This window comes from Alcanivorax sp. P2S70, from assembly GCF_000475295.1.
Taxonomy (GTDB): Bacteria; Pseudomonadota; Gammaproteobacteria; order Pseudomonadales; family Alcanivoracaceae; genus Alcanivorax; species Alcanivorax profundi.
Map to the genome: position 1 here is coordinate 90,838 of NZ_AXBZ01000012.1, position 13,487 is coordinate 104,324.

The following is a 13,487-nucleotide window of genomic DNA, read 5'->3' on the forward strand; positions in this document are numbered from 1 at the left end:
GTTAAGTGCACCTGATTCCCGGAAATAAGCCGCACGCTCGAGTTTTGTCAGACGAGAAAAGGTCGCATTTGCTCGTTAAGCTACTGAAGGGAAGCCGCTTTTTGGATATATGTGCTTTAACCCGTTAAGAATTATATCGAAAAAAGATATGTCGAACCGTTCGACTGAATACGCTGTTATATGCAATGAAGAAAAAACTGATTTTCACAGCACTATTGAGCCTGATTTCGTCGTCGGCGGTTTCTTCAGATGCCTGGGGCTCAGACCTTATTGAGTTCGATCTTGAAGGTGGAACGAAGAAGGAAACGATGCTTTGGGTATCAGGGTTTTCCTACAGCACTACGGAATTGCTGCGAGGAGCGGCCTGCCTTAAAGGCCAGCTATATGTAGGAAGCAAAGAGCTTATTGGGGCCCTGAACAGAGCTTTCTCTGAGCAACAAGTTACATCAGAAGCTGCTGCAGCTGAACTGGGGCGTTATATCCGCTCTCAATACGCCTGCGCAGCATATAGCAAGAAGCTGCAGCCGACCGCTGACGCGCCGGCTGAGTAAGGCGTTAAGGCCATATGAAGATCGTACACTACGAATCGAATGCACCATGGGTAGGGAAAATGAAATGTCCAAACCCTAAGTGCGGAAAGGAAACTCCTGCTTGGCAATCAAGTGGTATGAGCGATAGTTGCCCGCATTTTTTCTGTGATACTTGCTCCAATGTAATCCACAGAGAACAAGACCATGCGTTGCTCTATGAAAATGAGGCCAACCAAGAACTCTTGGATCAAATAGCGGCAACTCTTCCAAATTGCTCTTGTGGAGGCAGGTTTGTTCCTGGGGCAAATCCAAAATGTCCGAGCTGCAGTACCGAATACGCACACCAATGGGATGCTGTAAAAAGGTTGAATGTACCTTTTATGCCGATCTTAGATGGTTCCTGCTTAATTCGGGATAGGCTGTATTCGTATGAAGTGTGCATTGGCTCTAAACCCAAATACTGGTGGCGTTTGTTCGCAAATGCCTTAACAAGTTTAGGCAAGGGACGCTCCTGACGTCGTGCCCCTGCTAAAAGCGTTATGCAATCCAAAACTACGGGGAAAAAATGAAGTTAGTAAAGTTTACGTTTGTTCTAGTTGTATGCTCATATCTTTGGGGTTGTGCTTCAGGAGCAAAAATGGAAAACATGGTTTTCCACGGCGATCAAAAAAAATACTCTGAAGAAATACAAGAAAACTTGGGGCTTGGGCAAGTGTCAGGTGGAAAAAAGACCAATCCCGCGTGGACCTCTGAAATTGATAATGAAGCATTTTTGGGTGCTGTGAAAGAGAGCCTCAAATCTCAGGGCCTCTATTCAGATAACGGAAAATATCGATTAGAAGTAAACATGCTCAAAGTCGACCAACCGCTATTTGGATTAGATTTAGAAGTAACTGCGCATGTTCGATACATTTTAACCAACGTTGATAGCGGAGAAGTGATTTTTGATGATACGGTTATAACACCCCATACCGCTGGTGTGGGTGACGCTTTTGCCGCTGTGAAAAGACTTAGGTTAGCCAATGAAGGTTCGGCCAAGAAAAATATTGAAGGGTTGCTTAATAAATTGTCAGATCTTCGCATAGATCCACAAGAAATATCATTGGCCAAGTAATGCATAACAAGCAGCTGCAAGCGACGCACTGCGTGCGCTCTGGAGCTGGGCGTTGAATAACCTTAAGCGTTCCCGGGCGGCCCTTCCCCGTTAGAGTGAGTCGAGGAACGGAGTCGGGGCGCGTGGGAGTCCAGAGGGGTGCCGCGCAGCACCCCTTTGGGCCCGTCCGGCGAGGACAAGCACGGTTATCGGTGCGAAATGATTTCAGGTTGGCAGCAAGTCATCCAGGCGGGAGCCACAATCCCTTCCTAATCGCCATGCAAGCATAGGCTCCCACGGCGATAGCCCTACAACGGCTTAACAAACACCTTCGAATTCCGCTGCCAGTTATACAGCGACTGCCGGGCCCCCGGCAGCGCATCCACGCCGGCGGCTTCAAATCCCTGCTGTTGGAACCAGTGGGCGGTGAGGGTGGTGAGGACGAACAGGCGTTGCAGACCTTGCTCTCTGGCCCGCCGTTCCACGTAGCCCAGTAACTGCGCGCCACGTTCGCCTTTGCGGTAGCCGGGGTGGACGGCCACGCAGGCGAGTTCGCCGGTCTTGTCGTCCGGGAAGGGGTAGAGGGCGGCGCAGGCGATGACCATGCCGTCTCGCTCGATGATGGCGAAACGGTGTATCTCGTTTTCCAGCAGTTCCCGTGAACGGCGCACCAGGGTGCCGTCGGCTTCCAGCGGTTCGATCAGTTCCAGGATGCCGCCCACGTCTTCGATGCGGGCCCCTCGCAGGGTTTCGTAGGTTTCCCGGGTGACCAGGGTGCCGCAGCCGTCACGGGTGAACAGTTCCTTGATCAGCGCACCATCGACACTGGCATCGAGCAGGTGGGCCCGGCCCACGCCATTGCTGGCGGCATGGCAGGCGGCGGTGAGCTGTCGGTCCACGCCGTTGTCTTCGAATTGTTCATCGGCCAGCAGCTTGCCGGCTTCCTGCGGGCTGAGTTCGCGGATCAGCTCGCCTTGCGGATCTGCCAGGCGCAGGTCGTCGCCAAGCAGGATGAGCTTGTCGGCACCCAGTGCAATGGCGGCGGTGGAGGCCACTTCCTCGGCGTTGACGTTGAACAGCTCGCCGGTGGGCGAGCAGCCCACCGGCGACAGCAGTACCAGGTTGCCACTGCTGTGTTGCTGGCGGATGGCGTCCACATCGATGCGACGGACTTCGCCGGTGTGCTGATAGTCGAACCCGTTGCGCACGCCGACCGGTTTGGCGATGACAAAGTTGCCGCTGATCAGGCGAATCCCGGCGTTGTGCATGGGGGAGTTGGCGAGCCCCATGGAGAACAGCCCTTCGAGTTTCAGGCGCAGGGCACCCACCGCGGCCATGACGCTATCCAGGGCGGCACTGTCGGTGATGCGCATGTGCTGTTCGAATGTCGATTCGATACCGGCGTCCGCCAGCCGTGCACTGATTTGCGGACGTGCGCCATGCACCAGCACCAGCTTGATGCCCAGACTGTTGAGCAAGGCAAGGTCATGAATCAGCGGGGCCAGCCGGGGCCCGTCCAGCAGTTCGCCGGCCAGCATGACCACAAAGGTTCGGCCCCGGTGCGCGTTGATGTACGGCGAGGACTGGCGGAACCAGTGAACCTGATTGTCGGGTGTGGTGCTGGACACGGTGTTTTCCCTGCGGCGGGTGGTAAGTGATTGATTGGCCAGTATAGCCAGTGGGGACGTGCGGGCGCTAGCGGTCGCTACGGAGCCGCTGTGGGAGCTTGCCTGCAAGCGAAAAAGGCCAATTGCGAGGCACGAGTTTCGAGTTGCGAAAACCTGAAAGGCAGAGCGGGGCTTTTGCCTTCCGAAACTCGTTACTTGAGCCCCGAAACTTTCTGCATTCTCAGTGGGCTAAATCGCTTGCAGGCAAGCTCCCACAGTGGAGCTACCGGAAGTTGTGCCAAACAAAAGCGCCGCCCGTTGGGCGGCGTTAGTGTGTGGCTTGCTGCGCACGGCGTCTCCTGGATTACGCCCCGAACAATCCCTTGAAAAAGTAGAAGAACAGGATGGAGAGCAGGGCGCCGGCGGGCAGGGTCACCACCCAGGAGGTGAAGATGGTGCCAATGACGCGCAGGTTCAGGGAGCCGATGCCGCGGGCCATGCCAACGCCAAGAATGGCGCCCACCAGCGTGTGTGTGGTCGAGATGGGCAGGCCGGTGCCGGAGGCGAGCACTACCGTGGTGGCGGCACCCAGTTCGGCGGCGAACCCGCGGGAAGGGGTCAGCTCGGTAATTTTCTTGCCTACCGTGGCCATGACCCGGGCACCAAAGATGGCGAGGCCAAAGACGATCCCCATGGCGCCGACCAGCAGAATCCAGCTGGGCATTTCGGCCTTGGCGCCGACTACGCCCCCGGAGGCCAGTACGCTGTTGATGGCGGCGAGTGGGCCAACAGCGTTGGCCACATCGTTGGAGCCGTGGGCAAAGGCCATGGCACAGGCGGTAAAGATCATCAGCACCGCAAACACCCGCTCCACCGAGCTGAAGCGGAAGTCCTTGTCGGCTTCCGGGTCGGGCTTGATACGTTTGAGAAACACCGACCCCACGGCCATGACGATAGCACCGCCGACCAGAGACCACAGAAAGCTGTGCAGGAAGCTCAGCTCCAGTCCCACGTGCTTGAGGCCTTTGACCATGGTGACCATGGAAATCACGAAACCGACCAGGAACATGTAGAAGGGCACGACTTTTTTGGCACGCTCGAACGGATCGTCGTGGTTAAGCACCAGCCGCTGCACGCTGCGTATCAGGGCAAAGGAGATAATCCCGGCCAATAATGGCGAGGTGACCCAGCTGGCGACAATGGAGCCAACCTTGTTCCAGTGTACGGCGTCCATGCCCAGGCCCACGGCAGCAAAGCCGACAATGGCGCCGACGATGGAGTGGGTGGTCGAGACCGGCCAGCCGAACCAGGAGGCCACCATCAACCAGATGCCGGCAGCCAGCAGCGCAGACATCATGCCGTAGACCAGGTATTGCGGGGCGTGGGAGAAAGTTTCGGCGTCGATGATGCCTTTGCGGATGGTGGCAGTCACTTCGCCCCCGGCCAGGTAGGCCCCCGCAAATTCAAAGATGATGGCGATGATCACCGCTTGTTTGATGGTAAGGGCCTTGGCTCCCACCGAGGTACCCATGGCGTTGGCTACGTCGTTGGCGCCGACGCCCCAGGCCATCAGAAAGCCGAACGCGCCGGCCAGTAACAACATCAGGTAGGTATGCTCGAGCATCCACTCCATAAGAACTCTCCTAGCGTGCGACCAACATCTGCAGGCGGCCGCCCACTTTCTGGGCGCGATCGGCGAGATCGCCTACCCATTCGATGATCTTGTAGAGGAAGATGACATCCACCGGGGGCAGTTCGCTTTCCAGCTTGAACAGGGTGGCACGGATGGTGATCTGCTGCTCGTCGTTGGCACGCTCCAGGCGGTCCAGCTCTTCGATCAGGTCTTCCACCAGTTTGATTTCCCGTCCGCTGAAACCGGTTTCCACCAGCTCATCCAGCTCGTTGATGGCCTTTTGGGCCTGGGCAGAGGTGTCGATGGCACCTTGCACATAGCTGAGCATGGCGTCGGCCAGCGTGGCGGGGATGGACATTTCCCGGCCCAGCATCAGCCCGGAAATGTCCTTGGCCTTGTTGGCGACCTTGTCCTGTACGCTGATCAGCTCGAGCAGATCGGTACGGGGCACAGGCAGGAACAGGCTTTTGGGCAGGTTGAGGCGAAACTCTTTCTTCAGCTCGTCGGCTTCGTTCTCCAGCTCGGCAATGCGCTTTCGCAGGGTGCGAGCCTGATCCCAATCGCTCCGGGTCACGGCGGTAAAGAAGTCCGCAAGCGTACAGGCGCATTGGTGAACGGTATCGTAGTGTTGCTGAAGGGGCTTGATGGGCGAGCGGCCAAACAGGCCGGCGATGGAGCTTCCAAAGGACATAGGCGCCTCGGGTCCAGGTTAGGGTCGTCAAAGTATCCCATGCCGCAGGCCAATCAGCTAAGGCCACGGCTGACAGGCAGTGCGTCACACAGCTGTCATGAATTTGGTCGCGAGTATAGAGAAAGTGGGCGGGGCTGTCAGGGGGTCAATGTTACAGTTACAGTACCCAGAGGTTTCCTAATAATGATAAAGGGTGAGGTTTGGTCAATCCTGCCCTGTAGAGACTCGGAGAGTATTTGTGAACGCCACTGCCAAACCTGCGGTACCGGATGGATTGCTGATTGATGTGCGTTGGCTGATGCGCGAGCTGCTGGATGAAGGACGTGTCAGCCAGGAGGACTTCAATGTTATTTCCACCACGCCGCGGGAGAAGAAGGAGCTGAACTGGCACCCGATCCAGGTGTTGGCCAAGTACCGGTTGACCGATCGAGGTGATACCCACCAGCTGCTGGATGTGGACTTTCTTACCGACTGGTTGGGCGAGCGTGCCAACATGAAGGTGTACCACATCGACCCGCTGAAAGTGCAGGTGGATCAGGTAACCAACGTGATGAGCTATGCCTTTGCCGAGCGCCACGGCATCGTCGCGGTGGAGGTGCACCGGGACAGGGTGGTGGTGGCCTGCGACCAGCCTTTCCTGCAGGACTGGAAAGGGCACCTGCAGCAGGTACTGCGCGACCGGGAGCTGGAGGTGGTGCTGGCCAACCCGGAGCAGCTGCGCCGCTATCGTATCGAGTTCTACAATCTCAGCCGTTCCATCGCCGGTGCCACGGGTAATACCGGTCAGGAGATGTCCGGGATTACCAACTTCGAGCAGCTGCTGGAAGTGGGGAAGGGACACCACGATGCGGACGACCAGCACATCGTCAATATCGTGGACTGGATTCTCCAGTATGCGTTTTCCCAGCGCGCCAGTGATATCCATCTGGAACCGCGTCGCGAGACCGGCAAGATGCGTTTCCGCATTGATGGGGTGTTGCACGACGTCTATGAACTGCCGGCGGCCATCATGGCGGCGGTGACCAGTCGTCTGAAGATTCTCAGTCGTCTTAATGTGGCGGAAAAACGCAAGCCCCAGGATGGTCGCCTGAAGACCAAGAGCCCGGACGGGGACGAGGTGGAGCTTCGTCTTTCCACCTTGCCGACTGCGTTTGGTGAGAAGATGGTCATGCGGGTGTTTGACCCGGATGTACTGGTGCGCAGTTTCGAGCAAATGGGGTTTACCCGTGAGGATCATGACACCTGGCACGGCATGACCCAGCATCCCCACGGCATTATCTTCGTCACCGGCCCCACCGGGTCGGGCAAGACTACAACCCTGTACTCCACCCTCAAGCAGCTGGCCACCAGTGAGGTCAATGTCTGTACCATCGAGGATCCCATCGAGATGGTGGAACCCAGCTTCAACCAGATGCAGGTGCAGGCGAATATTGATGTGAGCTTCGCTCAGGGGGTGAAGGCGATGCTGCGTCAGGATCCGGACATCATCATGATTGGTGAGATTCGCGATCTGGCCACGGCAGACATGGCGATTCAGGCGGCACTGACTGGCCACCTGGTGTTGTCTACCCTGCATACCAACGATGCGCCCTCGTCGATTACCCGTCTGGTGGACCTGGGGGTGGCGCCGTACATGATTTCGGCCACGGTACTGGGGGTCATGGCACAGCGCCTGGTGCGAACTCTGTGCCCGCACTGCAAGGCTCCGGTGGCGCCGAATGCCCAGGCCTGGGAGGAGCTGGTGCGCCCCTTCAAGATGAAGATGCCAGAAAGCATCAATCGGCCGGTAGGGTGCCTGGAGTGCCGTGGAACGGGGTACCTGGGGCGCATGGGCGTCTATGAGACGATGCCTCTCAACAGTGCCCTCAAAGGGCACATTACCCGCGGCGGAGATCTGGAGGCGCTGACCCGGCAGGCCTTGAAAAACGGGATGAAGCCGCTACGAATCAGTGGTGCCATGAAAGTCGCCAAGGGGCTGACCACCATTGAGGAGGTGATGCGAGTGACGCCGTCCCAGGATATTTTGCTGGGGTGAAGCCGCTACAGGGCTCCGGTTATTCGCTCCGCTCACTCCTTCGGGGTCACTTTGTGCGCTGCTCTGCGTCGCTAGCTTCCTGGAGCTCGCAGGGTGGACCTTGGCGAAGGTCAATCTCCACGTGGCAGAGATCGGACTTGGCCGATTTTTGCCCTGCCTTCAGTTTGATCATTTGCCACCTCGCCGCTCTTATTCCCGCTTGTAGCTTGCCCCGTCGCATACGACAATAGCGCCCCATGAATGAACCCCAATATCAGTCTCTCCCCGATGAACTGTCGGTGCTGGTCAGCCAGCACTGGCAATCGTTCGTCGAATCCGGCCATGTTATGCCGTCGGTGCTCCATGACGACCTGCCGCGTGTCTGGGCCGGCTCCGATTATGTGGCCACCCAGTTTCAGCGTGACCCGGAGTTGGGCCAATGGTTGGCCGACAGCGACCTGGCTCAGCCGCTGACGGCAGATGGGCTCCGCCAGCAGGTCCGTGAGCGTCTTGCCGATTGCGACAGTGAAGACGAACTGAAGCGGCGAATCCGTCGTCTGCGACACCGCCATATGGTGCGAATCATCTGGCGAGATCTGGCGGGTATCGGGGATTACCACAGTACGGTGGCAGACCTGTCGTTGCTGGCGGATACCCTGATTCACGAATCTCTGGATTTACTGTATCGCTGGGCCTGTGCCCGCAGTGGTACCCCGACGGGGCCGGATGGCAAGCCGGTGCAGCTGGTGGTGCTGGCCATGGGCAAGTTGGGGGCCCGTGAACTGAATCTGTCCTCGGACATCGACCTGATCTTTGCCTACGAGCATGAAGGGGAGCTGGAAGGCGAGCGTCGCGCGCTCAGTTACCACCAGTTCTTTGTTCGTCTGGGGCAACAGTTGATCAAGGTGCTCGACCAGACCACCGCCGACGGTTTCGTGTTCCGGGTGGATATGCGTCTGCGTCCCTGGGGCAAGAGTGGGGTGCTGGCCATCGGCTTCGATGCCATGGAGGGGTACTACGAGACTCAGGGGCGTGAGTGGGAGCGCTATGCCCTGATCAAGATGCGGCCTGTAGCCGGGGATCTGAAAGCCGGTGCGCGACTGATCAAGCGCCTTAACCCTTTTGTGTATCGCCGCTACATTGATTACGGCGCGTTCCAGTCGTTGCGGGAAATGAAGGCGCTGATCGAGCGCGAAGTGAACCGCAAGGGCATGCAGGCCGATGTGAAGCTGGGTGCGGGCGGTATCCGTGAGGTGGAGTTTATCGTTCAGGCGTTTCAGCTGATCCGTGGGGGGCAGTTACCGGCCCTGCGCGAGCCCAATCTGGTCAAGGTCTTGCCCCAGTTGGTCGAGCTGGAGCTGTTGCCGGAAGATGTGGCCGATGAGCTGACCGATGCCTATCTGTTTCTGCGTGATGTGGAGCATCGTCTGCAGGCGGTCGGTGACAAGCAGACCCAGCGGCTGCCGGACGACCAGCTTGGCTGGCAACGACTGACCTTTGCCATGGGGTTTTCCGAGCGGACGGCGTTTGAACGCAAGTTGCGACGCTTCCGGGAAAATGTCCGCCTCCATTTCGGGCAGGTCATTGCCGACCCGGAACAGGAAACCGAAGCGGCCCAGGGGGCAGACCAGGAACTGCTGGATCTGTGGCTGGGCGAACTGGATGACGACGCTGCCGTGGCCCAACTGGGAGCCATTGGTGTGCTGGAAGCGGAGCAGGTCTATGCGCGCCTGAATGCCTTCCGTGACAGCCGGGCAGTGGAGAACATGCAGACGATCAGCCGTGAACGGCTGGATCGGCTGATGCCACTGATGCTGGAAGCATTGGGTTATCAGGGGCATGGCGATACCACCGCCATGCGCCTGTTCAATTTTGTGGAGGCGGTGCTGCGCCGTAGCGCCTATATCGCGCTGCTGGTGGAAAACCCCGGTGCCCTCACCCAGCTGGTGAAGCTGTCGGGGGCCAGCCCGTGGATCGCGGAGCGGTTGGCGTTGCATCCGGTATTGCTGGATGAGTTGCTGGATGTGCGCACCCTGTATTCCCCACCGGAGCGTGCCGAGCTGGATGATGAGCTGCGCCAGCAATTATTGCGGGTGGCGGAAGATGACCTTGAGCAGCAGATGGAAGTGCTGCGTAACTTCAAGCAAGCCCACCTGCTGCGAGTGGCGGCGTCGGAAGTGACCGAAGTGCTGCCGCTGATGAAAGTGAGTGATTATCTCACCTGGCTGGCCGAGAGCATCCTCAATCAGGTAGTGATGCTGGCCTGGGAACCGCTGGTGGAGCGCCACGGTCGCCCGTCGCGGCTCGACGGCCAGCCCTGCAGTCCTGATTTTGTGGTGGTGGGCTACGGCAAGCTGGGCGGCATTGAGCTGGGCCATAACTCGGATCTGGACCTGGTCTTCCTGCACGATGCTGCCAGTGGCGGCATGACCGATGGGGAGAAGTCGGTCTCCAACGAGCAGTTCTATGCCCGTCTTGGCCAGCGTATCGTGCACATTCTTTCAACGCGTACCATGAGCGGCCAGCTGTATGAGGTGGATACCCGCCTGCGTCCCTCTGGTAGTGCCGGGTTGCTGGTGAGCTCCATGGATGCGTTCGAAAAATACCAGCTCAACGATGCCTGGACCTGGGAGCATCAGGCTCTGGTGCGGGCCAGGGTGGTGGCCGGGTGTAGTCGTTCCCGTCAGCGATTTGATGACATTCGGCACAAGGTCCTTTGCCGGGAGAGAACGCTGCAGGGGCTGCGCGACGATGTGCTCGCCATGCGCAGCAAGATGGTGGATCACCTCAGCGACAAGAGCGAGGCGCAATTCCACCTCAAGCAGGACCCCGGAGGTATCGTTGATATCGAATTTATGGTGCAATATGGGGTTCTGAGATGGGCCTCCTCCCACGGTGAACTGACCCGATTCACCGATAATGTGCGGCTGCTCGAAACACTGGCTGCACTGGACATTATGTCGGCGCAGGACGCCGGCCTGCTGCGGGAAGCGTACCTCGCTTACCGATCCGCGGCTCATCGCGCTTCGTTGCGCAAAGAAAAATCCATCGTCGACGACACCCAGTTTCGCGATTTACGCGACGGTGTGCGTGCGATCTGGAAGCAATGGTTTGACCTGACGGATTGACCCGCAGGTCCTCAGCTCTGGGAGTATCACTGCCATGTCGATGGCTGTAAGAGACGGTTTTATCTGGTTGGATGGCGAACTGGTTCCCTGGCAGGAGGCCAAGGTGCATGTGCTGACGCACACCCTGCACTATGGCATGGGCGTGTTCGAAGGGGTGCGAGCCTATGAAACCGCCACGGGTCCGGCGATTTTCCGCCTGAAGGAGCACACTGACCGCCTGTTCAACAGTGCCCACATCATGAATATGAAGATCCCGTTCACCAAGGACGAGGTCAATGCGGCACAGCTGGCGGCGGTGAAATCCAACAACCTGCCCCACGCCTACCTGCGCCCGATGGTGTTTTACGGAAGTGAGGGCATGGGGCTTCGCGCCCATAATCTGAAGGTCCACCTGATGGTGGCGGCCTGGGAATGGCCGGCTTACATGTCGCCGGAAGCCCTGGAGCTGGGTATCAAGGTGCGCACCTCCAGCTACACCCGCCACCACGTGAACATCACCATGTGCAAGGCGAAGGCCAACGGCAACTACATCAACTCCATGCTGGCCCTGAACGAAGCACTGTCCGGCGGCGCCGATGAAGCGCTGCTGCTGGACAACGAAGGCTATGTGGCGGAAGGCTCTGGCGAGAACATTTTCGTCATCAAGGACAAGGTGCTTTATACCCCGGAGCTGACGTCCTGCCTGGATGGTATTACCCGCAAGACCATCATCCAGCTGGCAGAAGAACGCGGGTACACCGTGCGTGAAAAGCGTATTACCCGTGACGAAATCTACGTGGCGGACGAAGCCTTCTTCACCGGTACGGCTGCCGAAGTGACGCCGATCCGCGAACTGGATGGTCGTATCATCGGCGAAGGCAAGCGTGGTCCGATCACTGAGCAGTTGCAGGCGGTGTACTTCGATCTGGTGCGCGGCAAACTGGACGACCAGTACGGAGACTGGCTCACTTACGTGGGCTAAATCCGCGGATGTCTCAGACGCCGTCTGCCATCCTTGTCGTCGGCCCGTCCTGGGTCGGCGACATGGTGATGGCACAAACCCTGTTCTCTGAACTGCGTCGCCAATACCCTGAGTGTGCCATTGATGTGCTGGCGCCTGCCTGGTGCCGGCCATTGCTGTCGCGCATGCCGGAAGTGCGAGACGCCCTGTCGTTGCCGTTCGACCATGGTGATCTGAAACTGGGTGAGCGCCATGCGCTGGGTAAGCGTTTGCGCGGCCAGTATCAGCAAGCCTATGTGCTCCCCAATTCCCTCAAGTCGGCGCTGGTGCCCTGGTCGGCGCGGGTCCCGGTGCGTACCGGTTGGCGCGGCGAAATGCGTTACGGCTTGCTCAACGATGTGCGCAAGCTGGACAAGGACGCCTACCCGTTGATGGTGCAGCGTTTTGTGGCGCTGGCGTTGCCTGCCGATGCGCCGGTTCCGGGCTTGGAAAGCATCAAGGCGCCGCACTTGAACGTGAGTGAGGATGCCCGTCGTGAGGCTATGGCCAGCCATGGGCTGAATACTGACAAACCGGTGCTGGGGCTGTGCCCCGGTGCGGAGTTTGGCCCTGCCAAGCGCTGGCCGGAACATCACTATGCGGCGGTGGCGCAGCACTGGATTGATAACGGTGGTCAGGTGTGGATCTTCGGTTCTGCCAAGGATAAGCCGGTGGCTGAGACCATCGTCAATTCCCTGACCGAGGAGAGCCGTGAACGGGCCGCGGTGCTGGCGGGTAATACCTCCCTGGAAGAGGCGGTAGACCTGCTCTCGGCCACAGCCTCCGTGGTCAGTAATGACTCGGGCCTGATGCACATAGCCGCAGCCCTTAAGCGACCGCTGGTGTCGGTGTACGGATCCACGTCGCCGGGATTTACACCGCCTTTGGGAGAGCGCGTTGCTGCAGTTCGTCTGGGGCTGGAATGCAGTCCTTGTTTCAAACGTGAGTGCCCATTGGGGCATCTGGATTGTTTGCGCAAATTGCCTCCTCAACAGGTTGTTGATGCATTAGGGCAGCTGACAGGAGATGAGTAATCAAATGGAATTGAATGCCAGTTATGTGCACCCTCACTGGCGGGTGACGCTGCAGGATAGCGGGCTCAATGCAATGTCGGACTGGTTGGCGCTGGATCGGACACTGGTTGATGAGCCAAACCGTCGAGGCAAGGGTATCAGTGAGGTATTCCAGGCCAACATTACGGGGCCAGATCATCACGAAGTGACGGTGTATATCAAGTATCAGCGCAATTATCAGCGCCGGAGCCTGCTGCATCCGTTGGTGGGTCAGTCCACGCTGTATCAGGAATACAAGGCGCTGATGCGTTGTTGGCAGGCCGGCGTGCCGGTGGCAGAACCGCTTTTTTTTGCCGCCAGCACGGAAGGGGAGGATCGACAGGCCATGTTGGTCAGCCTTGATCTCAAGGGCTTTGAGAGCCTTGATCGGATTGATCCGGGGAGTCTCGAGGAGGGGCGCCGCCAGGTCTTGATTCATGACGTTGCAGCGACTGTGCGCTTGCTGCATGAAAAAGGTCTGGTGCACCAGAATCTCTACCCCAAACACATTTTCACCGCTTGGCACGAACAGCAGCAGCGCTATGATGTCCGATTTATCGATATGGAGCGTTGCCGTCCCCACTACCAGCGCTGGCGGCCAAGGTTACGGGATCTGGATACTCTTGCAAGGCGCGCGAAGCACTTTTCGGCCCTTGACCGGGCGCGGTTTCTTCGCACTTATCTGGGGTCCCCACTGAGTCAGGGTAAGGGCCGTTTTGTGGTGAGCCGCCTGAGTCGTCATCTCAAGAGTGCCTGATTA

10 protein-coding genes are annotated in these 13,487 nt (G+C 58.4%); 7 read left to right on the top strand and 3 right to left on the bottom strand.

Translation table 11 applies throughout. From position 1 onward, the window contains the following. Positions 1-185: 185 nt before the first annotated feature. Both Q672_RS22720 and Q672_RS22725 read left to right on the top strand, forming a co-directional pair. Positions 186-551 carry a hypothetical protein gene (locus tag Q672_RS22720; protein ID WP_022984742.1) on the top strand — a complete coding sequence of 122 codons (366 nt, stop codon included), beginning with the start codon at positions 186-188 and terminating at the stop codon, positions 549-551. Between the two features lie 616 nt (positions 552-1,167). Next, a complete protein-coding gene (locus tag Q672_RS22725) occupies positions 1,168-1,644 on the top strand; it encodes a hypothetical protein (RefSeq protein ID WP_022984743.1) in 477 nt (158 codons plus the stop codon). A gap of 287 nt (positions 1,645-1,931) precedes the next feature. On the opposite strand, the gene argA is transcribed toward Q672_RS22725, so the two are convergent. The 3 genes from argA to Q672_RS22740 all read right to left on the bottom strand — a co-directional run bounded on the left by argA (position 1,932) and on the right by Q672_RS22740 (position 5,554). Then, complete coding sequence (argA, locus tag Q672_RS22730; protein WP_022984744.1) at positions 1,932-3,251, bottom strand: amino-acid N-acetyltransferase; 1,320 nt, start codon at positions 3,249-3,251, stop codon at positions 1,932-1,934. A gap of 343 nt (positions 3,252-3,594) precedes the next feature. Then, positions 3,595-4,863 (bottom strand): inorganic phosphate transporter, encoded by a 1,269-nt coding sequence (locus Q672_RS22735; RefSeq protein ID WP_022984745.1) that lies wholly within the window; start codon positions 4,861-4,863, stop codon positions 3,595-3,597. Between the two features lie 10 nt (positions 4,864-4,873). Continuing rightward, positions 4,874-5,554, bottom strand: coding sequence for a TIGR00153 family protein (locus tag Q672_RS22740; protein ID WP_022984746.1), 681 nt, complete (start codon positions 5,552-5,554; stop codon positions 4,874-4,876). Positions 5,555-5,852: 298 nt separating this feature from the next. On the opposite strand from Q672_RS22740, the gene Q672_RS22745 reads away from it, so the two are divergent. The 5 genes from Q672_RS22745 to Q672_RS22765 all read left to right on the top strand — a co-directional run bounded on the left by Q672_RS22745 (position 5,853) and on the right by Q672_RS22765 (position 13,484). Further along, the gene (locus Q672_RS22745; RefSeq protein WP_081703616.1) at positions 5,853-7,589 is read left to right on the top strand and encodes a GspE/PulE family protein; all 1,737 of its coding nucleotides are present in this window, start codon (positions 5,853-5,855) and stop codon (positions 7,587-7,589) included. A 236-nt stretch (positions 7,590-7,825) separates the two neighbouring features. After that, the gene (glnE, locus tag Q672_RS22750) at positions 7,826-10,696 is read left to right on the top strand and encodes a bifunctional [glutamate--ammonia ligase]-adenylyl-L-tyrosine phosphorylase/[glutamate--ammonia-ligase] adenylyltransferase (RefSeq protein ID WP_022984749.1); all 2,871 of its coding nucleotides are present in this window, start codon (positions 7,826-7,828) and stop codon (positions 10,694-10,696) included. Positions 10,697-10,730: 34 nt separating this feature from the next. After that, a complete protein-coding gene (locus Q672_RS22755; RefSeq protein ID WP_022984750.1) occupies positions 10,731-11,657 on the top strand; it encodes a branched-chain amino acid transaminase in 927 nt (308 codons plus the stop codon). An 8-nt stretch (positions 11,658-11,665) separates the two neighbouring features. After that, positions 11,666-12,709 carry a lipopolysaccharide heptosyltransferase II gene (gene waaF / locus Q672_RS22760; RefSeq protein WP_022984751.1) on the top strand — a complete coding sequence of 348 codons (1,044 nt, stop codon included), beginning with the start codon at positions 11,666-11,668 and terminating at the stop codon, positions 12,707-12,709. Between the two features lie 4 nt (positions 12,710-12,713). Then, positions 12,714-13,484 carry a lipopolysaccharide kinase InaA family protein gene (locus Q672_RS22765; RefSeq protein ID WP_022984752.1) on the top strand — a complete coding sequence of 257 codons (771 nt, stop codon included), beginning with the start codon at positions 12,714-12,716 and terminating at the stop codon, positions 13,482-13,484. Positions 13,485-13,487: the final 3 nt, after the last annotated feature.

What these genes read in the sequence shown, in the direction of transcription:
- Q672_RS22720 (WP_022984742.1), top strand. Translation starts at nt 186, where the DNA reads ATGAAGAAAAAACTGATTTTCACAGCACTATTGAGCCTGATTTCGTCG.
- Q672_RS22725 (WP_022984743.1), top strand. Translation starts at nt 1,168, where the DNA reads ATGGAAAACATGGTTTTCCACGGCGATCAAAAAAAATACTCTGAAGAA.
- Q672_RS22735 (WP_022984745.1), bottom strand. Translation starts at nt 4,863, where the DNA reads ATGGAGTGGATGCTCGAGCATACCTACCTGATGTTGTTACTGGCCGGC.
- Q672_RS22740 (WP_022984746.1), bottom strand. Translation starts at nt 5,554, where the DNA reads ATGTCCTTTGGAAGCTCCATCGCCGGCCTGTTTGGCCGCTCGCCCATC.
- Q672_RS22745 (WP_081703616.1), top strand. Translation starts at nt 5,853, where the DNA reads ATGCGCGAGCTGCTGGATGAAGGACGTGTCAGCCAGGAGGACTTCAAT.
- glnE (WP_022984749.1), top strand. Translation starts at nt 7,826, where the DNA reads ATGAATGAACCCCAATATCAGTCTCTCCCCGATGAACTGTCGGTGCTG.
- Q672_RS22755 (WP_022984750.1), top strand. Translation starts at nt 10,731, where the DNA reads ATGTCGATGGCTGTAAGAGACGGTTTTATCTGGTTGGATGGCGAACTG.
- waaF (WP_022984751.1), top strand. Translation starts at nt 11,666, where the DNA reads ATGTCTCAGACGCCGTCTGCCATCCTTGTCGTCGGCCCGTCCTGGGTC.
- Q672_RS22765 (WP_022984752.1), top strand. Translation starts at nt 12,714, where the DNA reads ATGGAATTGAATGCCAGTTATGTGCACCCTCACTGGCGGGTGACGCTG.